Consider the following 26,667-nt stretch of genomic DNA (forward strand, 5'->3'; position numbering starts at 1 on the left):
AGCGCCACCCTTCGGGAGGGCGGCGCTGTTTTCCTGCCGGTGGACGGGTTCCGGTCAGTCCTTGCCGAGGCTTGCCAGGGCGAGGCGGACGAGTTCGGAGTCGTCCGCCTCGAGGATCCGGTCGGTGCCGTCCGGCGGGGGCTCGGGCGTCTCGGAGTCGGGCGTGCGGGCGAGGTCGAGGAGCGGGTCGAGGAGACCGGCCTGGCGCAGGCGGGCCACCGGGATGGCCGCGAGGGCTTGCCGGATCCCGTCGTCGGGGTCGGCGGTCGCACCGGCGTCGGCGTCGTCCGGGACGAGCTGCGCGGACAGGTGTTCGGCGAGTGCCGAGGTGCGCGGGTGGTCGAACACGAGGCTCACCGGCAGCCGCAGGCCGGTTTCCGCGGCGAGGCGGTTGCGCAGCTCCACCGAGGTCAGCGAGTCGAAGCCCAGGTCGCGGAAGGACTTGTCGAGGCCGACCGACTTCGGGTCGGTGTGGCCGAGCACGGTGGCGACGTGGCGGCGCACCATCTCGACCAGCAGGTCGAGGCGGTCGGGACGGGACATCCGCGCGAGGCGTTCCCGCAGCGCGTCGCCGTCGCCGACGAACTCGGCGGCGCGCCGGGTGGCGGGGCGGACCAGGTCGCGCAGCAGGGCCGGTACGGGCTGGGTCTGTCGGCGCAGGCCGGCGAGGTCCAGGCGCGCGGTGACCAGGGCCGGGTTTCCGGCGCCGAGCGCCGCGTCGAGGAGCGCGAGGCCCTCGGCGGTCTCGAGGGGCAGCGCGCCGCCGCGGCCGAGCCGGCGACGGTCCCGTTCCTCCAGGTGTCCGGTCATGCCGCTCGCGGCCGCCCACAGTCCCCAAGCAAGGGAAGTGCCGGGGAGGCCGTGCCGGTGACGGTGGCGGGCCAGCCCGTCGAGGAAGGCGTTGCCCGCCGCGTAGCCGGCCTGACCCGCGCTGCCGAAGGTCCCGGCGGCCGACGAGAAAAGCACGAACAGCGACAGGTTCATCGGCTCGGTCAGCTCGTGCAGATGCCAGGCACCGTCCACTTTGGGCGCGAGGACCCGGCGCAGCCGGTCGGGGTCCAGCGAGTCCAGCGTCGCGTCGTCAGTGATCCCGGCGAGGTGCACGACCCCGGCGATCGGGTGCCGGGCGCCGACCTCGGCGAGCAGGCCCGCGACGGCCGCGCGGTCGCCGACGTCGCAGGCCGAGACCGTGACCGCGCCGCCGAGCCCGGACGCCTCGGCGGCGAGTTCGAGGACCTCCGGGGTCGTGGTGCCCGACCGGCTCGTGAGCACCAGGTGCCGGAAGCCGTGGCGCCGCAGGAGGTGCCGGGCGACGAGCAGCCCGAGCCGGCCGGTGCCGCCGGTGAGGATCACCGTTCCGTCGCCCGCGTCGAACGTCAGCACGGCCTTGCCCGTGATCGCGGCCTGGCTCAGCGCGCGCAACGCCTGCGGCGCCTCGCGAACGTGCCAGGTCGTCACGCGGGGCGGCTCGAGGACCCCGCCCGCGAAGAGCCGGGCGAGCTCGCCGAGGATCTCACCGACCCGGTCCGCGGACACCGCGCTCAGGTCGAACGCCGTGTACCGCGTGCCGGGGTGGTCCCGGCCGGCCGTCTCGGGGTCGCGCAGGTCCGTTTTGCCCATCTCCACGAACCGGCCACCGGCGCGCAGGGACCGCAGGCCCGCGCCGACGAACTCCCCGCTCAACGAGTTCAGCACCACGTCGACACCGTCCGAACCGTCCGAAAAGGACTTCTCGAACTCCGTGGTCCGCGACGAGGCGATGTGGTCGTCGGCCAGGCCGGCCGCCCGCAGCGCCGGCCACTTGCCCTCGCTCGCGGTGCCGAAGACCTCCGCGCCGAGGTGCCGGGCCAGCTGCACAGCCGCGGTCCCCACCCCGCCGGCGGCGGCGTGCACGAGCACCCGTTCCCCGGCCCGCAGCTCCGCGAGGTCGACCAATCCGTGGTAAGCGGTCAGGAACGCGACCGGCACCGCGGCGGCCGCGGCGAACGACCAGCCGTCGGGCATCGCCACCACGGTCCGTTCGTCGCACACCGCGACGGGGGCGAAGGCGCCGTCGAACATGCCCATCACCCGGTCGCCGGGCGCGAACCGGGTGACCGCGGAACCGACCTCGACCACGACCCCGGCACCTTCACTGCCCGGGCGTGCGGCACCGGGGTAGACGTCGAGCGCGATGAGCACGTCGCGGAAGTTGACGCCCGCGGCCCGCACCGCGATCCGGACTTCACCCGGCGCGAGGGGCGCGGCGGCGGCCGCGTTCGCGACCACCGCGAGGCCGTCGAGCGAACCCCGTTGTACGCAATCCAGCCGCCAGGCGCTTTCGCCGGCCGGGGGCAGCGCCAAGGTGCCGGGTGCGGGGCGAGCCGGGCCCAGCCGGGGCGCGTGCAGCCGGCCGTCGCGCACCGCCAGCACGGGCTCGCCGGTCGCGAGGGCGCGGTTCACCAGCTCGGCGTCGGGCTCCGTCGAGTCGTCGAGGTCCAGCAGGACGATCCGGCCGGGGTGCTCCGCCTGCGCGGAGCGCACGAGGCCGGTGATCGGCGCGTGCGTGAGGTGCACGTCCTCATCGGCGACGGCGGCCGCGCGGCGGGTGACCACGACGACCGCGGGTTCGTCCTGCGCGAGCGCATTCCGCAAGGCGGCGACCGTCCAGCCGGTGACCTCGTACGCGAGGTCGGCGACGTCGCCGGCTGCCTTGTCGGGGCACCGCAGCAGGACCACCGGTCCGCCGCCGGATTCGCCGGCGGACACCGGTTTCCAGCGCACGTCGTACAGCGGGTCAGGTGCGGCCGAGCCGAGACCGCTCAGCTGGGCCGGGCGCAGCACGAGGGACTCGACGGTGACCACCGGCAGTCCGGCGCCGTCGTAGGCGCGCACCGTCACCCCGCCCCGCGCGTCCCGCGAGAGATGGACCCGCAGGGCGCGGGCACCCGTCGCGTGCACGCGCAAACCCGTCCACGAGAACGGCAGGTGTGCGGCGCCGGTGCCCGGGCCGCCGAGCGGGTGCAGCGCGGCGTCGAGCAGTGCCGGGTGCACCGCGAACGCGCCGGGCTCCAGCGTGTCCGGCAGGGCGACCTCGGCGTACACCTCGTCCCCGGCACGCCACGCGGCGCGAACCGCCCGGAACGTCGGGCCGTAGCCCAGACCGGCTTCGTGCAGCGCGGAGTACAGCTCGTCGACGTCGGCTGGTTCCGCGACCGCCGGCGGCCAGGCACCCGGCCAGGCGGGCTCGGCCACCTCGCCGGCGTCCTCGAGCACCCCCTCGGCGTGCAGTGTCCACAGTGGATCCGGATCGCCGGCGGGACGGCTGTGGAGCGTGACACGCCGGGACCCGTCGTCGTCCGCCTCGTCGACGAACAGCTGCAGTTCGACCCTGCTCCGCTCCGCCAGCACCAGGGGAGCGGACAACGTCAGCTCCCGGACCGTGGCACACCCCAGCCGCTCACCGGCCCAGGCGGCGAGTTCGGCGAACGCGGTGCCGGGGAACAGGACGGTGCCGACGACGCGGTGGTCCGCCAGCCAGGACGGTGTGCTCGCTGACAGCGTCCCGGTCCAGACCGCTGTGCCCGTTCCCGCGACCTCGACCGGCATGCCGAGCAGGGGGTGCCCGCCTTCGTTCCTGACCGTCGAGGTGCCGGCGGTGATCCAGAAGTGCTGGTGCTGGAAGGGATACGTCGGCAGATCCACCGGACGCCCGGAGCCGGGGGCGGGCTGGGGGAGGGTGAGGTCCAGGCCGGCGGCGTGGGCAGTGGCGACCGCGGTGAGCCACTGCCGGAGGTCGCCGTGGTCACGGGTGAGGGTGTGCAGGGCGGGCGTGCCGGCGGTTTCTTCGACGGCGGTGGTGAGCACGGGGTGGGCGCTGATCTCCAGGAACCGGCTGAAGCCGCTCTCGGTGATCGTGGTGACGGCGTCGGCGAACCGGACGGTGGAGCGGAGGTTCCGCACCCAGTAGTCCGCGTCGAGCGTGGTGGTGTCGATGCGCTGCCCGGTGACGGTGGAGATCATCGGGATCGTCGAGTCCCGCGGGGTGATTCCGTTCAACGCGGTGCGCAGTTCGTCGGCAATGATCTCCACCTGCGCCGAGTGCGAGGCGTAGTCGACGGGGATCCGCCGGGCCCGAGCACCGTCGTTCGCGCAATACGCGACCAGCGCGTCGAGGTCCTCGGTGGTGCCGGACACGATGACCGCGCTCAGGGAGTTGACCGCGGCAACGCCGACACCGGCCAGGCCCAGCGTGCTGATCGCTTCCTCGACTCGTTCGGCGGGCCAGGCGATCGACCCCATGGTCCCGAGGCCGGAGAGGGAGCGTTCGATCAGTGCGGACCGCACGGCCACGATCCGGGCGGCATCGGCCAGGCTCAACGCTCCCGCGACGCACGCGGCCGCGATCTCACCTTGGGAATGCCCCACCACCACGCTCGGAACCACACCCACGCCGGCCCACAGCGCGGCCAGCGACACCGCGACCGCCCAGGAGACGGGCTGCACCACCGATACCCGCGCCATCGCGTCCGGGTCGTCGAGCACCCTCGACAGCGACCAGTCGACGTACGGCGACAATGCCTCTTCACACGCGGCCATCGACTCGGCGAACATCGGCGACGCTTCCCCCAGCGCGCGGCCCATGCCGACCCACTGGCCACCCTGCCCCGCGAAAACCCCGGCCACACCACCGGAACCCGACACCACCCCGCGCACCACATCCGGGGATTCGGTGTCCTCCGCGAGCGCGGACAACGCGGCCGGCACCCTCGCCCGGTCACCGATCACCACCGCGCGATGCTCGAACCGCGCCCGGCCCGCCGCCAGCGAGTGCGCGACGTCCGCGACCGGCACCTCCGGATGAGCGGTCAGGAAGTCACCCAACTGCGCGGCCTGCTCAGACAGCGCCGCACCGGTCACCGCCGACAACGACAACAACACCTCACCGTCCGGCGGTACCGGCACCACCGCGGTTTCCTCCGGTGCCTGCTCCAGGACCACGTGCGCGTTCGTGCCACTCATGCCGAACGACGACACGCCCACCCGCCGCGGCCGTCCCGTCTCCGGCCAGTCCCTCGCCTCGGTCAGCAACTCCACGGCACCCGCGGTCCAGTCGACTTCACGCGAGGGCTCGTCCGCGTGCAACGTCGCCGGAAGCACCCCGTGGCGCAGCGACTCCACCATCTTGATGACACCGGCGACACCAGCGGCGTACTGGGTGTGGCCGATGTTGGACTTCAGGGACCCGAGGAGCAGGGGCGTATCGCGGTGGCGGCCGTAGGTGGCGAGCAGTGCGTGGGCTTCGATGGGGTCGCCGAGAGTGGTGCCGGTGCCGTGGGCTTCGACGGCGTCCACTTCGGACGGATCAAGCCCCGCGACGGCCAGCGCGTCGCGGATCACGCGTTCCTGGGAGGGGCCGTGGGGTGCGGTGAGTCCGTTGGAGGCGCCGTCCTGGTTGATCGCCGAGCCCCTGACGAGGGCGAGGATCCGGTGGTTGTGACGGCGGGCGTCGGCGAGGCGTTCCAGCACGACCATGCCGACGCCTTCGGACCAGCCCGTGCCGTTGGCGGCAGCGGAGAACGCCTTGCACCTTCCGTCGGCCGCGAGCCCGCCCTGTCGCGAGAACTCCAGGAACACGCCCGGCGTGGACATCACCGTCACCCCGCCGGCCAGCGCCAGGTCGCACTCATCACCGCGCAACGCCTGCGCCGCCAGGTGCAACCCCACCAACGACGACGAACACGCCGTGTCCAGGGTGACGGCGGGTCCTTCCCACCCGAAGGTGTAAGACAGGCGTCCGGACAGCACACTGCCCGAGCCGCCGGTCAGCAGATGGCCCTCATCGCCGTGGCTCGACGTCGCGAGCAGCCCGCCGAAATCCTGCGACATGCCGCCGACGTAGACACCGGTGCGGCTGCCGTGCAACGACGACGGATCGATCCCCGCGCGCTCCACCGCCTCCCACGACACTTCCAGCAGCAACCGCTGTTGCGGATCCATCGCCAACGCCTCCCGCGGCGACACCCCGAAAAATCCCGCGTCGAACCCGCCCGCGTCGGCGAGAAAGCCGCCCTCGACTGTGCGTGCCCGTGCCTCACCGTCCACTTCGGACTCATCAGGGTAGAGGTCCTCGGCCGGCCAGCCGCGGTCGGCCGGGAACGGCGTGATCGCGTCCCGTCCGTCGGCGACGAGTTGCCAGAGGTCCTCCGGGGTGCGCACTCCACCAGGGAACCGGCAGGCCATCGCCACGATCGCGACCGGTTCGGCCGCCCTGCCCTCGAGCTCCTGAAGCCGGCGCTGCAGGTTCCGGCCGTCGGCGATCGCGCGTTTCAGGTACTCGCGAAGCTTGGCTTCTTCGGACATGACGTTCTTCAGCTCCTACGGATTCGCGCGATCGCCTGCCGGGATTCAGGACAGCCGGAAGTCGTTGTCGATCATGGAGAACAGCTCGTCGTTGCTCGCGGCGTCGAGGTCGCTGTCGTCGTGGGTCTCACCGCGCCCGTTCCAGAGCGTGAGCAGCGCCTGGAGCCGTCGGGACACCTCGCCGCGACCCTGGTCGTCGTCGCCGATCGAGGTGAGCAGGGCACCGAGCCCGTCGAGGCCGGCCAGCGCGGCGTCCACCGGCGAGGCCGACTCCGGTGCCAGTTCGGTCAGCACGTGCGCGGCCAGCTCGGCCGGGGTCGGGTGGTCGAACACCAGTGTCGTCGGCAGTCGCAGCCCGGTGAGCGTGCTCAGTCGGTTGCGTAGTTCCACCGCCGCCAGCGAGTCGAAACCCAGCTCGCGGAACGAGCGCTGACGGTCCACTCCGGACGCGGAACCGTGGCCGAGCACCGTGGCCACCTCGGACACGACGACTTCGAGCAGCTCCCGGTGCTGGTCGGCCGCGGTGAGCCCGGCCAGCCGCGCCACGAGTGCCGGCCCGTCGGCGGTGGTCTCCCCGCCACTCGCCCGGCGGGGGCCGCTCCGGACCAGGTTCGCCAGCAACGGCGGAAGAGCGCCGTTGCCTGCCTGCGTGCGAAGCGCCGCCGGGTCGAGGCGGATCGGGGCGAGTAATGCCGAGTCCGTGCGCATGGCCGCGTCGAACAGCGCCAAGCCGTCTTCGGGTGAGAGCGGCCTGACGCCACCGCGGGCCATGCGCTGCCGGTCGGCTTCGCTGAGCCCGGCGGTCAGGCTCGACTCGGAATCCCAAGCGCCCCAGGCGAGGGAGAGCGAAGGGAGGCCGCGGGCCCGGCGGTGCACCGCCATGGCGTCGAGGAAAGCGTTGGCCGCGGCGTAGTTCGCTTGGCCAGCGGCACCGAAAATGCTTGCCGCGGAGGAGAAAGTGATGAGGGGGATGGCGGGGTTGTGCTGGTGGATGGTGCGGGCGGGGGCGATTTTGGTGTGGGTGGTGGCGAGAGTCGTGGGGGTTTGGCCGTGGAGGGGTGCGTCGTGGAGGGTGGCGGCGGCGTGGATGACGGCGCTGAGGTGGGGGGTGGTGTCGAGGAGATGGGTGAGGGTGTGGGGGTCGGTGATGTCGGCGGCGGTGATGGTGACGGTGGTGCCCTGGGATTCGAGGTCTTGTTTGAGGACCGCGGCGCCGGGGGCGGTGGCGCCGCGGCGGGAGACGAGGTGGAGGTGGGGGGTGTGGTGGTGGGTGGCGAGGTGCCGGGCGAGCAGCGAGCCGAGGGTGCCGGTGCCGCCGGTGATGACGACGGTTCCCGACAGGAGGCCGGCGGTGGGGATGGTGAGCACTGCTTTGCCGACGATGGCGGCTTGGGAGAGGTGGCGGAACGCGGTGCGGGCGCGGCGGATGTCGTAAGTGGTGACGGGTGGCGGGGTCAGCTCGTGCCGGCTGAAGTGGTGGGTCAGGTGGGTGAGCAAGGTGTGGGTGTGCTCGCGCGTGATGTCGCGGAGGTCGTAGGCCCGGTACCGGATCCCGGGGAACCGGCTGTGCACGTCCTCGGGGTCGCGCAGGTCGGTTTTGCCCAGTTCCAGGAAGTCCCCGCCGGACGCGGTGAGGCGGAGGCCGGCGTCGGTGAACTCACCGGAGAGGCAGTTCAGGACGAGGTCGGCTCCCCGGCCCTCGGTGGCGGCGGAAACCTGCTGTTCGAAGTCGAGGGTGCGGGAGTTGAACACCCGCTGGGCCGGTACCCCGGCGGCGATCACCGCGGAGTGTTTGCCCGGGCTGGCGGTGGCGAACACCGTGGCGCCCAAGTGGTGGGCGATCTGAACCGCGGCGGTGCCGACACCGCCCGCGGCGGCGTGGATCAGGACCGTGGACCCGGGACCGATCTTCGCCAGCTCCACCAGTCCCAGGTACGCGGTGAGGTAGGCGATCGGGACCGACGCGGCGTCGGCCCAACCCCATCCTTCCGGAACGCGCGCCACGAACCGACGGTCCACAATGGCCCGCGGCCCGAAGGAACCGGGCACCACGCCGAAGACGCGGTCACCGACCTCGAGACCGGTCACTTCGGCGCCGACCTCCAGCACGACTCCGGCCGCTTCACCGCCGATCCCGGCCTGGCTGGGCACCAGGCCGAGCGTGGTGACCACGTCGCGGAAGTTGACCCCGGCCGCGCGGACGTCCAGGCGGATCTCGTGCGGTTCGAGCGGGCGCTCGACGTCCGAGACGGAGAGCAGGCGCAGCCCGTCGATGGTGTCGGTGCCCGTGGTGTCCAGCCGCCACGACGTGCCGGCCGGCGGGAACAGCGCCTCTCCTGTGGAAGCGAGGGCCAGGCGGGGCACGCGGGCCTCGCCCCGGCGCACCGCGACCTGGTCGTGCCCGGCCACGCGGGGCAGAAGCAGCAGCGACGCGGGATCGTCGTCGACGTCCACGAGCACGATCCGGTCCGGGTGCTCGGTTTGCGCCGACCGCAGCAGCCCCCAGGCGGCAGCGCCGCCGAGGTCGAGTACGTCCTCACCGTCGTCGACGGTTTGTGTCCGGCGCGTCAGCACGACCAGCCGGGCCGGGGCGAACTCCTCACCGGTGGTCCACTCCTGGGCGAGTGACAGCACCTGTTCCAGTGCTGTGGCCGGCTCGTCGGACCCCGAAGCCACCAGAGCCGCCAGCACGAAGTCCGGTGCCGGCGTGCCCGCGTCGAGCGCGGTCCGCAGCGCGGCGAGATCGGCGTAGGCCTGCGCACCGAGACCGGCTTCGGCCAGGACAGCGGAATCACCCAGCGCGGCCCAGGTCCGGGTACCGGCGACGGCGTCCGGTTCGGTGACCGGCCACTCGAGCCGGTACAGCGAGTCGAGACTCCGGTCCGGTGCCGCTTCGGCCACGACCTCCCGCAGGACCAGTGAGCCGGCGGTGGCCACGGGCAGCCCGGCCGGATCCGCGAGCCGGAGCGAGAACGAGTCCGGGCCGGTCGGCGTGAGCCGCACCCGCACCGCCGACGCACCCGTGGCGTGCAACTCGATCCCGGTCCAGGCGAAAGGAAGCCGGCCGGTTTCTTTGTCCACATCGAACGTTCCGCTCGCGCACACGGCGGCGTGCAGCGCGGCGTCGAGAAGCGCGGGGTGGAGCAGGAAACCGTCGGGGGTGGCCGGCTCGGGCAGCTTGATCTCCGCGAGCACGTCGTCACCGTGGCGCCAGGCGGCGGTGAGCCCGCGGAACGCCGGCCCATAGGAGAACCCGGTTTCCGCGAACCGATCGTAGAGCTGCGAAACGTCCACCGGCTCCGCGCCCGAGGGCGGCCACGCCGCGGGCTCGTCGGTCACGGTGTCGGCGGCGTCGGTGAGCCGGCCACTCGCGTGGCGCGTCCACGGCTCGCCGTCACCGTTGGCCGAGTGGACGGTGAGGGCCCGGGCGCCGTCGGCGTCGGGGCCGCCGACTCGCACTTGCAGCCGCACGGTCCCGGTCGGCGGGACCACGAGCGGTGTCTCGAGCGTCAGCTCGTCGACCCGCCCGAGGCCGACCTCGCCGGCGCAGTGCAGGGCCAGCTCGACGAACGCCGTGCCCGGCAGGAGGGTGGTGCCGGCGATCGTGTGGTCGGCCAGCCAGGGGTGCGTCGCCGTGCCGAGCAGACCGGTGAAGACCATTCCCTCGGACTCCGGCAGCGCGACGGCCGCGCCCAGCAGCGGATGCCCGGCCGGGGTGAGCCCGGCCGCGGCCACGTCGGCGCTGCCGGTCGGCCGGTCGAGCCAGAACCGCTTGCGCTGGAAGGCGTACGTCGGCAGCGAGACGGACCGGTGGCCTTGCCCGGCGAACACCGCCGTCCAGTCCACCGGCACGCCGTGGGCGTGCAGTGCCGCCAGCGCGCCGAACGCGGTGCGGGTTTCGGGACGCCCGGATCGCATCGCCGGGACGCGCACCGGGTCTCCGTCCTCGGGCACCAGTGCGCTCAGCACCGCGTCCGGCCCGAGTTCGAGGTAGGCCGTGATGCCCGAGCCCGCCAGCTCACGCAGCACCGCGTCGAACCGGACGGTGGCCCGCACCTGCCGGACCCAGTAGTCCGGCGTGGCCGCCGTCTCGGGGTCCAGCCGGGTTCCGGTGACGGCCGAGACGATCGGGACCTCCGGTCGGCCGAACTTGAGTCCACTCGCGACGGTCGCGAACTCGGCGAGCATCGGCTCCATGAGCGGCGAGTGGAACGCGTGGCTGACCTGCAGCCGTTTCGTCTTGCGGCCGCGGGCGGCGAACGCGCCGGTGATTTCGAGCACCGCCGCCTCGTCGCCGGACACGACCACCGAGGCCGGGCCGTTGACCACGGCCAAGCCGGCTCGGCCGGCCAGGTTCTCGAGCAGCGGCCGCACTTCGTCGACGCCGGCTTCGAGCGAGACCATCGCGCCGCCGGCGGGCAACGCCTGCATCAGGCTGCCCCTCGCCGCGACGAGGACCGCCGCGTCCGGCAGCGAGAGCACCCCGGACACGTGCGCGGCGGAAAGCTCGCCGACCGAATGGCCGGCTACCACCTCCGGCACCACGCCCCAGGATTCGAACAGCCGGAACAGCGCGACCTCGAGTGCGAACGTGCTCGCCTGCGTGTAGCGGGTCTGGCCGAGCAGCGCCGCCTCCGGTGAGCCGTCCGGGGCGGACATCAGGTCACGCAGCGACCGGCCCAGCGGGCCGTCCAGCTCCGCGCAGACCTCGTCCAGTGCCGCGGCGAACACCGGGAACTCCTGGTACAGGACGCTTCCCATGGTGGCCCACTGCGCGCCCTGACCGGTGAACACCATCGCACACCGGCGTTCGCCGGCCGTCGCGGTGCTGCCGTGGGCGATCGGCCGGTCGTGCTCGATCGTGTCGAGCCCGGCGAGCAGCTCGTCGCGGTCCGCCGCGACGAGCACCGCGCGGTGGCTCAGGTGGGCGCGTCCGGTGGCGAGGGTGTGGGCGACGTCGCCGAGCGCGAGGTCCGGGTGCGCGCCGAGGTACTCACGAAGGCGGTTTGCCTGAGCCCGCAGGGCTTCCCCCGACCGCGCCGAGAGCGGTACCGGCAGCACCGACGGTGGCGTGGCCTCGGCCACCGGCCGCGTGGGTGCGGGTGGTTGTTCGAGGATGAGGTGGGCGTTGGTGCCGCTGACACCGAAACTGCTGACGGCGGCCCGCCGGGTGCCGGTGGCGGGCCAGGGCCGGGCCCGCGTGAGCAGCTCCACCGTGCCCTCCGACCACTCGATCTTCCGCGACGCCTCGTCGGCGTGCAACGTCGCCGGAAGCACCCCGTGCCGCACCGACTGCGCCATCTTGATCACGCCGGCGACTCCCGCGGCGGCTTGCGCGTGCCCGATGTTGGATTTCAAACTTCCGAGCAGGAGCGGGGTGGCGCGGTCGCGGCCGTAGGTCGCGAGCAAGGCGTTCGCTTCGATGGGGTCGCCGAGCGTCGTACCGGTGCCGTGGGCTTCGACTGCGTCCACTTCGGACGGTTCGAGTCCGGCGTTGGTCAGGGCGTCGCGGATGACGCGTTGTTGGGAGGGGCCGTTGGGTGCGGTGAGTCCGTTGCTGGCGCCGTCTTGGTTGGTGGCGGTGGCGCGGATGAGGGAGTGGGTGGTGTGGTTGTGGTGGGTGGCGGTGGTGGTGCGGGTGAGGAGGATGAGTGCGGTGCCTTCGGCCCAGCCGGTGCCGTCGGCGTTGTCGGAGAAGGCTTTGCACCGCCCGTCGGGCGCCAGCCCGCGCTGGCGGCTGAAGCCCACGAAGGGCGTCGGGTTGGACATCACCGTGGCGCCGCCTGCGATGGCGTAGTCGCATTCTCCGTTGCGCAGCGCCTGGATCGCCAGGTGGATCGCGACGAGGGAGGACGAACAGGCGGTGTCGAGGGTGATCGCGGGGCCTTCCAACCCGAGCGTGTAAGCGATCCGTCCGGAAGCGACACTGCCGGACACGCCCGTACCGATGTAGTCCTCGGTTTCCGGTGAGCCTGGGGCCACCCAGGAGCCGTAGTCGTGGTAGATCACGCCGGTGAAGACGCCGGTGCGGGTGCCGCGGAGTGTGGCGGGGTCGATGTTGGCGTGTTCGAGGGTTTCCCAGGCGGTTTCGAGTAGAAGTCGTTGCTGGGGGTCCATGGCGAGGGCTTCGCGGGGGGAGATCCCGAAGAAGTCGTTGTCGAAGTAGGCGGCGTTGTGGAGGAAACCGCCGTGGCGGACGTAGGTGGTGCCGGGGTTGTCGGGGTCGGGGTCATACAGCGCGTCGAGGTCCCAGCCCCGATCCACCGGGAAGGGGGTGATGGCGTCGATCCCTTGGGATACGAGGGTCCACAGTTCGTCCGGGTTGGACACTCCGCCCGGCAGGCGGCACGCCATCCCGATGACCGCGATCGGCTCGTCCACCGGCGCGACCGGGTCCGGGGTCCGCGCTGTGGTGGTCGCCGCCGCCGCGCGCTCGTCCGGCGTGGCGAGCTGATCGATCAGGTAGTCGGCGAGGACTCGCGCGCTCGGGTAGTCGAAGACCAGGGTGGCCGGCAGCCGCAGCCCGGTCAGGGTGGTCAGCCGGTTGCGCAGCTCCACCGCCGTGAGGGAGTCGAAACCCGCGTCGCGGAACGCCCGGTTGGGCTGCACCGACTCCACCGAACCGTGGCCGAGCACGGTCGCGGCGTTGGTGCGCACCAGGTCCACGAGCAGCCGGCGCTGTTCCTGGCCGGTCAGCCCGCGCAGCCGGGCCGGCAGCTCCGGCTCACCGGCCGTCGCCGGCTTCGCGGCCCCGGCGGACGGCCGGACGACGGTACCCACCAGGTCGCGCAGCAGCGGGCCGACGGGGCCGCTGCGCAGCGCGGCGAAGTCCAGCCCCGCCGGTGCGACGAAGGCGAGGTCGGCCGACAGCGCCCGGTCGAACAGGGCCAGGCCCTCGTCGGTCTCGATCGGGCGGGCGCCGGACCTCTCCAGGCGGGTCACGTCGGCGTCGCTCAGATGGGCGGTCATCCCGCCGCGTTCGCGCCAGAACCCCCACGCGAGGGACTGGCCCGGCAGGCCGTGCGCCCGGCGGTGCTGGGCGAGTGCGTCGAGGAACGCGTTGGCGGCCGCGTAGTTGCCCTGCCCCGCGCCGCCCTGGACGCCGGAAAGGGACGAGAACAGCACGAACGCCGTGAGGTCGAGGTCGCGGGTCAGCTCGTGCAGCACCAGGGCTCCACCGGCCTTCGGTCGCAGCACCCGGGAGATCTGCTCCTCGGTGAGCGTCTCCACGAGCCCGTCGTCGAGCACCCCGGCCGTGTGGACCACCGCGGACAGCGGGTGCGCCGCGGGGATCGTCGCCAGTGCGGCAGCGACGTCGTCGCGGTCGGCGACGTCGGCCGCGGCGAACGTGACCGAACAGCCGAGCCCGGTCAGTTCCGCGGCCAGCTCGGCCGCGCCGGGCGCGCCGGCTCCGCGCCGGCTGAGCAGCAGCAGATGCCGCACCCCGTGCCGGTCGGCGAGGTGCCGGGCGACCCGGGACCCGAGCATGCCGCTCGCGCCGGTGATCACCACGGTCCCGCCGGCCGGCAGGGGCCGCGGCATCGTCAGCACCACCTTGCCGACCAACCGGGCCTGGCTCAGCGCGCGGAACGCCTCCCGCCCGCGGCGCACGTCCCACGTGGTGATCGGCGGCGGGGTCAGCACGCCTTGCTCGAAGAGCGCGAGGATCTCCCGCAGCATCTCCTGCGTGCGTTCCGGCCCCGCCTCCAGCACGTCGTAGGCCTGGTACCGCACGCCGGGATGCCGTTCGGCGACCTCGGCCGGGTCCCGCCGGTCGGTTTTGCCCATCTCCAGGAACCGTCCGCCCCGGGGCAGCAGGCGCAGCCCGGCGTCGACGAACTCGTCGGCCAGGCAGTCGAGCACCAGGTCGACCCCCTCGCCGCCGGTCACGGCGAGGAACTCGGGCTCGAAATCCAGGGTCCGGGAGTTGGCGATGTGCGTGTCGGCGAAGCCGTTGGCGCGCAGGGTGTCCCACTTGCCCGTGCTGGCGGTACCGAACACCTCGGCCCCCAGGTGCCGGGCGAGCTGCGTCGCGGCGACACCGACGCCGCCGGCGGCAGCGTGCACCAGCACCGATTCGCCCGCGCGCAGTCCGCCGAGATCGACCAGGCCGTAGTAGGCCGTGAGGTAGATGACCGGCACGGCCGCGGCGAGCTCGAAACTCCAGCCCTCGGGCATGCGGACCAGCCAGCGCTGATCGGACGTGGCGATCGGGCCGAACGCACGGGCGCACAACCCCATCACGCGGTCTCCGGGCACGAGGTCGGTCACCTCGGAGCCGACGTCGAGGACCACGCCCGAGACCTCACCGCCCAGGTTCGCCATCCCGGGAACGAGGTCGAGGGCGACGACCACGTCGCGGAAGTTCAGCCCGGCGGCGCGCACGGAGATCCGGACCTCGCCGGGTGCGAGCGGCTCGGTCGCTTCGGGAGTGGGGACCAGCTGCAGGTTCTCCAGGGTGCCGTGGCCGGTGCTGTCGAGGCGCCAGGCGGGTGCGTCCACGGGCGGGAGCAGGGCGCCGTGCCCGGACAGCGGTGCGAGCCGAGGAGCCAGCAGCTCGCCGGCGCGGATCGCGAGGGTCGGCTCGCCCGCGGCCACCGCGGCCGGGATGAGCGCGGCCGATCGTCCGTCGGCGTCGAGGTCCACCAGCACGAACCGGTCCGGGTTCTCGTTCTGGGCCGACCGCAGCAGTCCCAGCGCTGCCGCGGCGCCCAGGTCGGTGACGTCCTCGGAGTCCGAACAGGACAGTGCGCCGCGCGTGACGACGACCAGCCGGCGGCCCGCGGCCTGCGGGGCGATGAGCCACGCGCGCACCAGTTCCGCGGCGCGAGCCAACGCCCCGGCGAGATCCGGGTCGTCGTCGGTGGTGAAGCGGCGCACCACCGCAGCGCCGTCGTCCGGCAGCGCCGCGAGGTCGGGGACAGTCGGCAGCTCGAGACCGAACGGGTCGGTGCCCCAGATCGCGCACCCGGCGCCGCCGGTGACCGGGACGGGCCGCCAGGCGAGGTGGAGGAGGTCGTTATCCGAAGTGGACGGTGGCGTCGGGACGGCAGCACCGCCGGCGGGCAGTGGCCGCAGCGTCAGCTCGGCAACGGACGCCACCGGTGCGCCGTCGTCGTCGAACACGTCGAGAGCCACGGCCTCTTCGCCGGTGCGCGTCAACCGGACCCGGACGGAAGTCGCGCCGCTCGCGTGCAGCGTCGCCCCGGCCCAGCTGAACGGCAGCCGGACCACGCGCTGCCCGCCCGTGGGTGCGCCCAGCGCCATGACGTGCAGGCCGGCGTCGAGCAGGGCCGGGTGGATGCCGAACCCGTCGGGCCGGGCGGGCTCGGGGAGGCGCACTTCGGCGAACAAGTCGGTCCCGAGCCGCCACGCGCGGTGCAGGCCCTGGAAAGCCGGCCCGTACCGCAGCCCGGATCCGGCGAGACCCGCGTACACGTCGGTTGTGCCGATCTCCTCGGCGCCCGGCGGCGGCCACGTGCCGAGGGCGGCGACGTGCTGCGCGGGCTGCTCGGCCAGCGTGCCGGTGGCGTGCAGGACCCACGTGTGCCCGTCCCGCGACGAGTGCACGCCGAGGGGGCTGCGGCCGTCGGCACCAGCGGTGCCGACGCGGATCTGCACCTGCACCGGCGAGTCGTCGGCGGGCAGGACCAGCGGCCGGCGCAGCGTGAGCTCCTCGACGCAGGACCGGCCGACCTGGTCGCCCGCTCGCACTGCCAGCTCCACGAAAGCGGTGCCCGGCAGCAAAGTCGATCCGGCGACCTCGTGGTCGGCAAGCCAGGGCTGGTCTTTGCGCGAGAGCCGTCCGGTGAGCAGGAGGCCGTCTCCGTCGGCGAGCGTCACGCTCGCGCCGAGCAGCGGATGCCCGGCCGGCAGAAGACCGGCCGAGGCCGGGTCGCCGGTCGTCGGCAGCTGCTCCAGCCAGTAGCGCGTGCGCTGGAACGCGTACGTCGGCAGCTGCACCATGGCGGTGCCGGAACCGGCGAACAACGCGGGCCAGTCCACCGCCGCGCCGCGGACCCACACCTCGGCCACGGAACGGAGGAACCGCGCCGGACCGCCTTCGCCGCGGCGGAGCGTGCCGGTCACCGCGGCGTCCGCGTCGGCGGCGTCGAGGATCTGCTGCACCACCGGCACGAGCACGGGGTGGGGGCTGACCTCCACGAACACTCCGAGTCCCTGGTCGAGCGCGGCGGTCGTCGCCCGCGTGAACTCGACCGGCTCGTGCAGGTTGCGGTACCAGTACTCGGCGTCGAGCCCGCTGGTGTCGAACACCGCTCCGGTGACCGCCGAGACGAACGGCAGCTCCGAGCGGCGGGGCGTGATGTCCGCCAGCTCCGCCAGAAGCCGTTCGCGGACCACGGAAACCTGCGGGCAATGCGACGCGTAGCCGATGGCGAGGCGGCGAGCGCGCACCCCGGCCGCCTCGCAGGTTGCGACGATCGCGTCCAGCGCGTCGAGGTCACCCGACACCGCGGTGGACGACGGTCCGTTCACCACCGCGACCGCGAGCTTGTCCGGGTACTCCGCCACGAGCTCCCGCACCTGCTCAACCGGCAAGGGGATCGACACCATGTCACCGCGGCCGGCCATCAGCTCGCCGATGGCCTTGCTCCGCAGCGCGACGACCTTCGCCGCGTCGGCGAGGCTGAGCGCTCCGCACACGTACGCCGCGGCGATCTCGCCCTGCGAGTGCCCCACCACCATCGCCGGGTGCACGCCGGCGGCCTGCCACTGCGCCGCCAGCGCGACGATCACCGCGAACAGGAGCGGCTGCACCACGTCCACCCGGGTGAGTTCCGGGGCGCCCGGCTCGTCGCGCAGAACGGCGGTCGGCGACCAGTCGACGTACGGCGCCAAGGCCGCTTCGCAGTCGCGGAAAGCGGCGCGGAAGACCGGTGTCGAGTCGAGCAGTTCCACGGCCATCCCGGCCCACTGCGAGCCCTGGCCGGGGAAGACGAACACCACCCGGGGGTCGGGAACGACGCTCCCGGCGACCGTGCTCGCGGGGAGCCCGCCCGCGCCGCTCTCGGCGAGCGCGGCCAGCGCTGGGCCGGCCTCGGCGGGATCGAGGACGACGGCCCGGTGGTCGAGGTGGGCGCGTCCGGTCGCGAGGGTGCGGGCGACGTCGCCGGGCGGGAGATCGGGGTGTCCGGCCAGGTGGTCGCGCAGCCTGGCGGCCTGGGCGCGCACGGCGGCGCTGGTGTGGGCGGACAGGACCCACGGCAGGGTCGCCGCGCCGAGCGGCCGTTCGCGGTCGTCGGTTGCGGGTTCGGGCGTGGGTGGTTGTTCGAGGACGAGGTGGGCGTTGGTGCCGCTGACGCCGAAGCTGCTGATGGCGGCGCGTCTGGTCGTGGTGGTGGGCCACGGCCGGCGTTCGGTGAGCAGGGCGAGGGGGTGGTGGGGCCAGTTCTCGGTGGTGCTGGGTGTCGTGTGGAGGGTCGGCGGGAGAGTGTCCTGGTGGAGGGCGGCCGTCATCTTGATGAGGGCCGCGGCGCCGGCGGCGGCTTGGGTGTGCCCGATGTTGGATTTGAGCGTGCCGAGGTAGAGGGGAGTCGTGCGGTCGGGTCCGTAGGTGTTGTGCAGGGCTTGGGCTTCGATGGGGTCGCCGAGGGTGGTGCCGGTGCCGTGGGCTTCGACGACGTGGATGTCGTGGGGGGTGAGCCCGGCGTTGGCCAGGGCGTCGCGGATGACGCGTTGTTGGGAGGGGCCGTTGGGTGCGGTGAGTCCGTTGCTGGCGCCGTCTTGGTTGGTGGCGGTGGCGCGGATGAGGGAGTGGGTGGTGTGGTTGTGGTGGGTGGCGGTGGTGGTGCGGGTGAGGAGGATGAGTGCGGTGCCTTCGGCCCAGCCGGTGCCGTCGGCGTTGTCGGAGAAGGCTTTGCACCGCCCGTCGGGCGCCAGCCCGCGCTGGCGTCCCTGTTCGACGAACGTCGTGGGCGTCGCCATCACGGTCGCGCCGCCTGCGATGGCGTAGTCGCATTCTCCGTTGCGCAGGGCTTGGATCGCGAGGTGGATCGCGACGAGGGAAGACGAACAGGCGGTGTCGAGGGTGATCGCGGGGCCTTCCAACCCGAGCGTGTAAGCGATCCGTCCGGAAGCGACACTGCCGGCCATGCCGGTGGCCAGGAACCCCTCGACCTCGTCCGGCAGCCGGGACCGCTCACCACCCGCGTAGTCGTGGTACATGACGCCGGTGAAGACGCCGGTGCGGGTGCCGCGGAGTGTGGCGGGGTCGATGTTGGCGTGTTCGAGGGTTTCCCAGGCGATTTCGAGCAGAAGTCGTTGCTGGGGGTCCATGGCGAGGGCTTCGCGGGGGGAGATGCCGAAGAAGTCGTTGTCGAAGTAGGCGGCGTTGTGGAGGAAGCCGCCGTGGCGGACATAGGTCGTACGGGGGTTGTCGGGGTCGGGGTCATACAGCGCGTCGAGGTCCCAGCCGCGGTCGGTGGGGAAGGGGGTGATGGCGTCGACGCCTTGGGATACGAGGTCCCACAGTTCGTCCGGGTTGGACACTCCGCCCGGCAGGCGGCAGCCCATGCCGATGACCGCGATCGGCTCGACGGCGTCGTCCTCGAGCTTCTTGATCCTGCGGTTCGCCTGCCGCAAGTCCGAAGTCATCCGCCGGAGATAGTCGACGAGCTGCGATTCCTCGGTCAACTGCGTGCCCTTCACTGGCTGGGGTAACAGGGGAAGCGCCGTGCACAGGGCACGGCGCACCGTCGTCGCTGTCGGGTCAGCGACCGGCGAACAGCAGATACACGCTGGCGCCGCGGAACGCGGGTGCCTGGGACACGCGAACCTCGTAGCCCAGTGTTGCCAACCGGGCCACCACGACGCCGAGGCGCCCGTCGAGGTCGTGCACCTCGACGACGACCTGGCGCACGCGCGGCCACAGGTCCGCTCGCATGCCGTCCAGCACCGTGAGTTCGGCCCGTTCGACGTCGATCTTGAGCAGGCCGATGTCGGTGACACCCTGCTCCTCGATGACTGTCGTCAGCGTGCTTGTGCCGACGGTGTCGGACAGGGCGGCGCGCTTCTCGGTGACTGCCCGCACTTCCGCCGGCTTGATCTCGGGCACTCCCAGGTTCGTCAAGTAGGTGCCGAGGTTGTGCGCGTCGTCGTCGTGGTCGACGTACAACGTGGACATCGACGGGTTGTCCGGGTAGTAGTGGAACTCCTGGTTGCCCGTGCGGTCGCTCAGCGCGGTGGCCGAGGCGATCCCGTTGGGCACGTGCGCGGCGAAGTTGCGCAGCAGGCAGGCGTGCGTCCGTGACGCGGGCTCGAAGGCCAGGATGCGGGTGTCGGGAAGCCGGTCGGCCAGGAACATCGACACCAGACCGATGTGCGCCCCGACGTCGATGATCGTGTCGCCGGGCCGGATGGCGTCGACCGCGGCCGGGAACGGCGAGTTGCGGACGATCTCGTCCCACAGCGCCGGCACCTCTTCGGCGTGGTCGCAGGCCACCTCGCGGCCGTCGGGCAGGCGTACCTGCGTGGTGTGCTGCTGGTCTGTGGTCAAGGTGATCTCCTGGGCGCAATCGGGGACGAGTGGTTCGGGTCGGTTCAGGGGACGGGATCGGCGACCACGTCGCGCGACTGGAACGCGCCCCGTTCCCCGACCATGCAGCTCAGCAGGCAGCGCGCCGCGACGTTGACGTGGTTGCCGTACCTGACGAATCCCGTGAGCTGCTCGGGGGTCGTCCAGCAGTAGTCGGGCGGCACGTCGAGGTCGAACTCCTCGCCGACGTCGATGACCAGGTAGCGGTTCTCCGCGTGGTAGAACCGGCCACCCTCCTCGGAGTGCACCGCGTCGACCAGGATCCGGTCGGGCGCCGCGCTCTGCACCAGGTCCAGGTAACGCGGACGGCGTTCGGGCGGCTCGTCGTGAAAGCTGTCCGGGATGCAGGAGACGGTCGGGGCCATCTCGACCAGGTCGCTGGTTCCCGCCTCCGTCCGCGCGCACACGAGGACGTGGAAGACGCCGTCGATGAACCGGCCGAGGAAGGCGATGATGCCGCGGTTGACCGGTTTGATCATGGGCTGGGACCATTCTGCGACCTCGCGGCTGCTGGCCCTGACGTGCACCCCGAGCACGGTGAAGTGCTTGCCGTCCGGGCGGTTGATGACGCCGTCGTGCAGCTGCCAGCCGGGGATCTGCGCGAGGGGCAGTAACCGGCGGTCCAGGTGCGCGTTCGTCTTCACCTCAGTGAACCAGCTCAGCACTTCTTCGTCGGAGTACCGGCTGCCGCGCGCGCCGTCGCGACCGTTGCGGGTGGCGACGCCGATGAACGGCATGCCGGAAAGCACCGTCCGCGCGTCCATGTTCACGAGGTTCGGCTCGGCCAGGAGGTCCGCGATCTGGGGCAGGCTCAACCAGCAGAATTCCTCGCCGGGCGTTATGGGGCTTTCGATCTGCACGATCACGTTGCGGTTGCGCTTGGCCAGGAACCAGGACCCCTGTTCCGACTGGAGTGCGTCGAAGACCGTCCGGTCGGCGCGGGGGCGCATGAAGTAGTCGAGGTAAGGCACCCGGCTGCCACCGTGCACCTGCGTGTAGTTGCTGCGGGTCGCCTGGACGGTGGGGGAGAGCTGGAGCAGGTTGATGTTCCCCGGCTCCATCTTGGCCTGCATGAGGCAATGCACCTCACCGTCCACAATGGTCACCATGATCCCGAGCAGGCCGATTTCCGGCTGCAGGATGATCGGTTGCGACCAGCTGCCGATCACTCGCCGGTTGGTTTCGACGTGGATACCGCGAACGGCGAAGAACTTGCCGGAACGGTGGGTGATGTCGCCGGTCTCGTCGTCGGCCGACCACCCGTCGAGCTGGTCGAGTGGCCGCGGTGTCACCTGGTACTCGTGTGCTCGCCTGCGTTCGAGAAACCAGTCGTGGAATTCCGTCAGATCCGCGAACATGCTCAGACCGCCTCGGGTTTGTCGCGCGGTGGCTGGACGCTCAGATGATCGCGCCAGCGACTGTCAATTCAGGATTCCCGGCGCCGGTGGGGCCCTCTACCCCTAATGGACCCTGCACCGACGGCGCCGAGCAGCTGCTGAGCGGGGTGCGGGCGCGCGCCCGGCCGGCCAGGGGTTGTCAAGACATCTGCGGCGTCGAAACCCCCGCGGCCCAGTCCTCGACGACCTGCGCGGCCAGCTCCACACCCGGATCCTGACCGGCAGCCTTTGCGAGTCGCTGCGCCCGCGCGGTGATCGACGGATCGGTCACCGCGGTTCGCACGGCCGCCGTGAGGAGGTCTCCGGTCAGCTTCGCGAACGGGACCGGACGCGGGGCGACGCCGAGAGCAGCCAGCTGCCGGGCCCACATCGGCTGGTCGGCGTAGCAGGGCACGACGACCTGTGGTCGGCCTGCCTTGGCCACTTCGGCCGTGGTGCCCTGGCCGCCGTGGTGCATCACGGCGGCCGCGGCCGGCAGCAGCCAGCCGTACTCGGCGGTCTCGACCCGGATCGCGTCGAGATCGCCGGGGAGTTCGCGGTCGGGTCCGCCGACGAACACCAGCCGTTTGCCGAGCCGGCGGCCCATGTCCACCGACGCTTCCCACAGTTCGTCTTCCCCGACCGACCAGGCGCTGCCGAATGCGGCGACCACCGGGCTGTCCCCGTCGGCGAGGAACCGGGCCAGGGCCGGTGGCCGGTTGCCCGCATCGTTGGTTCCCCAGTTGCCGGTGACGTAGCAGCGCTGCGGCCAGTCCGGCGGAGGCGGGAAGAGGCTCGGGCTGAACTGGTAGAGCAGCGGGCGCAGCATCCCGGATTCGCGCAGCCGCGACCGGAGACCGAGCCGGGTCAGGCCTCCGGCCCGGCGCCGGTTGTTGATGCTGACTCGGTAGATCAGCCATTCGAGGTAGTCGCGGTTGGCGTGCGTGACCCGGTTGTAGCGGCCGGCCAGCCGCCCGGGCCAGGGGAATTCGGGCGCGCCGAGCGCGGGCCACGCGGCAGTCGGTGTCGTGGGCCAGCCGTCCACCGAACACCAGGGCGTGTCTTCGCGCACCAGCGCGCCGATGCGGGTCAACGTCGTGTTCACGATCACGTCCGCGCCGTCGGCGGCGGCGACCATCTCCTCGACGAACGCGTCCATGTCCGCTGCGCTGCGCCGGGGCGCGGCGAGGGACATCCGGAAGAGCGATGGTCCTTTGCGCAGCGCGGCCTTGACCTTCGGGCTGGCCAGCATGTCGGCGGTGGTGTCGGTGCCGAGGCTGGTGAACGGGACGAAGCCCAGCCCGGCCCCGGTGACCATCGGCTCGAACTCGGCGCCGGAGGCCACCACGACGTCGTGGCCCCTGGCCAGCAGCGCCTTGCCGAGCACGACGAAGGGCTGGACGTCACCGCGGGTACCGATGCTCAGCAGTGCCACGCGCATCGGCGTCGCCTTCCTCTTCGTGGGGTGTGGTCGGCAACCCGGCCCGCGCTCACGTGCCTCGCGTTCATCCGGGCACCTCGGTCGCGACGGCACGCACCCGGTCGACGAGTGCGGCCTGCCTCAGCAGGTCTTCGGGGCCGAAGGGCGGGTCGACCCCGTCCAGGACGACCGCGGCGAACGCCCGCAGCGCGGCGGCGAAGTGGTCCTCGGCGGGCCGGGTCAGCTCACGGACCTCGTCCTGCCGTTCGATGCGGTGCACCGGCTGCCAGGTGGCCGGCGGTGTGTAGGCGCGGTCGACGACGATGCGGCCCGCACTGCCCCACAACGAGTACGTGCACCGGTAGGACAGCCCGAACCCGAAGGTCAGCTCGGCGCTGCGGCCCGACGGTGAGCGCAGCAGTACGTGGCCTCGCACGTCGATCTCCCGGACCGGGTCGACGTGCAGGATCGAGGCGACGGGGACCAGTTCGGGCCCCAGGAACAGCTGGGCGGCCCGGAGCGGGTAGACGCCGACGTCGAGCAGCGCGCCTCCGCCGAGGTCCTTGCGGTAGCGCACGTCGGAATCGGGCAGCGAGGGGATGCCGAACGCGCTGGAGAACGTGTGCAGCTCGCCGATTTCGCCGTCGGCCACCAGCCGGCGCACGGATTCGTGCTGGCCGTGGTAGAGGAACATGAAGTTCTCCATGACCCGCAAGCCCCGTGCGCTCGCCAGGTCGAGGATGGCCGCGACCTCGGCTCGGCTGGTCGCGAACGGCTTTTCCACCAGCACGTGCTTGCCGGCGTCAAGGGCGCGCAGCACCCAGTGCGCGTGCAGCGCGGCCGGCAGCGGCACGTACACGGCGTCCACGTCGGAGCGGTCGAGCAGCCGCTGGTAGCCCTGCACCGGTTCACCGCCGAACCGCGCGGCGAACTCCGCGGCCCGCGCCGCGTCACGGCTCGCCACGGCGACCAGCGCCAGCCTTGGCTCCTCAGCCACTGCGGGCAAGGTACGGCGCCAGGCGATACCGGAACAGCCGAGAACACCGAGTCGCAGGCGCCCTCCGCCGGGGTTCGCCATCACCGCGGCGGGCACACGCGGCCGGCGAACCGGTCAGGCTGCGTGGCGAGGTGACTGTCCGGCAACGTGGTGACGGAGTCGACGCCCATTCATTACCTCACGCTCATCTCGCGTCCTGTGTTCCCGGCGACGAACGGCCGGCGGTTCACCGCGCGGCTTCGACCGCCAGCGGCAGCCGCTTGACCGAGACCAGGCTCTTGGGGTTGTAGAACTCGATCCGGTCGGCCGGGTCGACGCGGATGGTGCAGTAGCGGTCCATCAGGGTGTTCAGCGCGACCTTGGCCTCGAGGCGGCTCAGTGGTGCGCCGAGGCAGAAGTGGATGCCGTAGCCGAACCCGAGGTGGCGGTTGGGTGTGCGGCCCAGCACGAACTCCGACGGGTCGGCGAACTCGCCGGGATCACGGTTCGCCGCCAGCACCCAGGCCGCGACGATGCTGCCGGCGGGCACGACGACCCCGCCCAGCTCGACTTCGCGCTTGGCGATCCGCGGCAGCCGGACCACCGGAGGCCGCATCCGCATGGTCTCCTCGATGAACGACGGAACCAGTGCGCGGTCGGCCCTGATCGCCTCGGCCGCGGCGGGGTTCTCCTGCATGGCCAGCACGGCGTTGCCCAGCAGCGCGGTGGTGGTGATGTGCCCGGCGATGAGCAGCAGCGCGGCGAACCCGACGATCTCCTCGTCGGCCAGCCGGTCGCCTTCCTCCTCGACCAGGACCAGCTGGCTGATGAGGTCTTCGCGGGGCTTCGCCCGGCATTCGGCGATGTGGTCCAGCATGAACTGGTTCATCTGCTTGGCCATTGGCTTGAAGTCTTCGAGCTGTTCCTCGGTCGGCAGCGCGCCGTCCTGACCACCGGTCTGGATCAGCTTGTCCGCCCAGTCGCGGAACATGCCGCGCTTCTCCGGCGGGATACCCAGCAGTTCGGCGATCACGGTGACGGGCAACGGATAGCTGAGGTTCCCGACCAGTTCGATGGTGTCCTGGTCGCGTACGGAATCCATCAGCTCCGCCGTCATCTCCTCGATCCGGGGCAGCAGCGAATGGGCCAGGCGCGGAGAGAACGCCTTGCCCGCCAACGTGCGCAGCCGCTTGTGCTCGGGGGGATCGACGCCGACGAAGTTGCCTTTGGTGAACAGCATCAGCTCGGGGTCCGACGACAGCAGCCCGGTGAAGTCGCTGGAGAACGTGGCCGGGTCCGACAGCACCCGCGTGGCTTCCGCGAACCCGAAGACGTTCCACTGGCCCGGCACGAGATCGGGGTTGACCGTCCCCGATGCCCGCTGCTGCGTGCACCAGTCCAACAGTTCGGCGAACTCCGGCGAATACGTGCTCGACGTGGGCGACTCGGTATTCATACGGGCCAGTGAAAATCACCGTCGCGGGGCCGGAGAACCCCTAACCGTGGCGCCCTCGGCAGGCCGCCGGCGGCCGGCCCGCGTGCGCCGGACGCAGGGGTGCACCAGGGGTACGCGCCGGCCCGGCGCGGGAGCACGCTGACGGTTCGACGACCACGTGTTGATCAGCCTTGTCCTCCAGTGCAACCGCGATCCAGGAGAGTCGATGCGCGTCCTATTCGCAACCCACGCCGAGAGATCGCACTTCTACAGCATGGTTCCGCTGGCCTGGGCGCTGCGCGCGGCCGGACACGAGGTGCGTGTCGTGTCGCAGCCGGCGTTGTCCGGCGACATCACCGCGGCGGGCCTGACCGCCGTGCCGGTCGGGACCGACCATCGGATGGCGGAGATCCTCAAGGAGCTCAACACGGCCGACTGGTCCTCCGGGCTCACCGACAGCTCGTCGGCTCTCACCCACGACGGCCGGATCGAACCGGACGCGACCTGGGCGGGCCAGGGCGTGCTGTACCGGGCGTTCGTCGAGTACTACATGAGGGGCGTCAACAACGACTCCTACGTCGACGGGTTGGTCGACTTCGCCCGGTACTACCGGCCGGACCTGGTGATCTGGGAACCGTTCACCTTCGCCGGGCCGGTCGCGGCCAAGGCGGTCGGCGCCGCGCACGCGCGGCTGGTCTGGGGCCCCGACCTCCTGCTCCAGATGCGGCAGGTGTTCCTGCGCACCCGCGCGGACCAGCCGAGCGAGCTGGTCGCCGATCCGCTCGAGACCTGGCTGAAGCCGTTCCTCGAGCGCAGCGGCGCCGAGTTCGGCCCGGATGTGGCGACCGGCCAGTGGACGATCGACCCCTGCCCGGCCGGTGTGCGCGTCCCGCTCGGGCTCGACCTGCTGCCCATGCGCTACGTGCCCTACAACGGCCCCGCGGTCGTGCCGTCGTGGCTCAACGCCGACCCGGTGAAGCCGAGGGTCTGCCTGACGAGCGGGATGTCCTTGCGCGAGCAGACCGGCCGGGACGCGCTGGGGATCGCCGATCTGGCCGCGTTCGCCGAACTGGACATCGAACTCGTCGCGACGATCAAGCTCGGCGCCGACGTCGACCGGGCGTCCATTCCGGACAACGTCCGGGTCGTCGACTTCGTCCCTATGCACGCGCTGCTGCCCAGTTGCTCGGCCATCGTGCACTTCGGCAACGGCGGGACGTGGAGCACGGCGCTGCACGCCGGCGTGCCCCAGCTCGTGATCGCGAGCAACTGGGAGGTGCTGCACAAGGCGAAGCACCTGGCCGCGACGGGCGCCGGCGCCTGTGTCTCCGACCTGTCAGAACTGCCCGCGGCCCTCGCCGGGATGCTCGCCGACCCGTCGGTCGCCGCGGCGGCGGCGCGCCTGCGCGACGAAGAGGTGTTGTCCCAGCCGAGCCCGGGTGAGGTCGTCGCGGAACTGGAGAAGCGCTGCGCGGCCCAGGCCGCCTAGCGCCGGCACCCGGCCGGTGCCGCCGAGCAACCCGGCACCGCCTCGGCGATGCCGGGGTCGGAGGCTGGTCTGAG

8 protein-coding genes are annotated in these 26,667 nt (G+C 72.1%); 1 reads left to right on the forward strand and 7 read right to left on the reverse strand.

Translation table 11 applies throughout. The features are described from left to right. Positions 1 to 54: 54 nt before the first annotated feature. The 7 genes from ABZU76_RS35185 to ABZU76_RS35215 form a co-directional block, all read right to left on the reverse strand. Entirely contained in the window at positions 55 to 6,342 is a 6,288-nt protein-coding gene (locus ABZU76_RS35185; RefSeq protein ID WP_354877481.1) for a type I polyketide synthase, read from the reverse strand. 45 nt (positions 6,343 to 6,387) lie between these two features. Further along, positions 6,388 to 18,996 (reverse strand): SDR family NAD(P)-dependent oxidoreductase, encoded by a 12,609-nt coding sequence (locus ABZU76_RS35190; RefSeq protein WP_354877484.1) that lies wholly within the window; start codon positions 18,994 to 18,996, stop codon positions 6,388 to 6,390. A 76-nt stretch (positions 18,997 to 19,072) separates the two neighbouring features. Beyond that, a complete protein-coding gene (locus ABZU76_RS35195) occupies positions 19,073 to 19,858 on the reverse strand; it encodes an FkbM family methyltransferase (RefSeq protein ID WP_354877490.1) in 786 nt (261 codons plus the stop codon). Between the two features lie 44 nt (positions 19,859 to 19,902). Beyond that, entirely contained in the window at positions 19,903 to 21,255 is a 1,353-nt protein-coding gene (locus ABZU76_RS35200; protein ID WP_354877493.1) for an NDP-hexose 2,3-dehydratase family protein, read from the reverse strand. A gap of 178 nt (positions 21,256 to 21,433) precedes the next feature. Next, positions 21,434 to 22,714, reverse strand: coding sequence for a glycosyltransferase (locus tag ABZU76_RS35205; RefSeq protein WP_354877496.1), 1,281 nt, complete (start codon positions 22,712 to 22,714; stop codon positions 21,434 to 21,436). 64 nt (positions 22,715 to 22,778) lie between these two features. Then, complete coding sequence (locus ABZU76_RS35210; RefSeq protein WP_354877499.1) at positions 22,779 to 23,771, reverse strand: Gfo/Idh/MocA family oxidoreductase; 993 nt, start codon at positions 23,769 to 23,771, stop codon at positions 22,779 to 22,781. 145 nt (positions 23,772 to 23,916) lie between these two features. Continuing rightward, on the reverse strand, positions 23,917 to 25,125 hold the full coding sequence (locus tag ABZU76_RS35215; protein ID WP_354877502.1) for a cytochrome P450: 1,209 nt from the start codon (positions 25,123 to 25,125) through the stop codon (positions 23,917 to 23,919). A gap of 205 nt (positions 25,126 to 25,330) precedes the next feature. Here ABZU76_RS35215 and ABZU76_RS35220 point away from each other — a divergent pair, with 205 nt between their 5' ends. Beyond that, positions 25,331 to 26,593, forward strand: coding sequence for an activator-dependent family glycosyltransferase (locus ABZU76_RS35220; protein ID WP_354877505.1), 1,263 nt, complete (start codon positions 25,331 to 25,333; stop codon positions 26,591 to 26,593). Positions 26,594 to 26,667: the final 74 nt, after the last annotated feature.

Origin of the sequence: Amycolatopsis sp. NPDC005232, assembly GCF_040607795.1 — a bacterium.
GTDB lineage: Bacteria > Actinomycetota > Actinomycetes > Mycobacteriales > Pseudonocardiaceae > Amycolatopsis.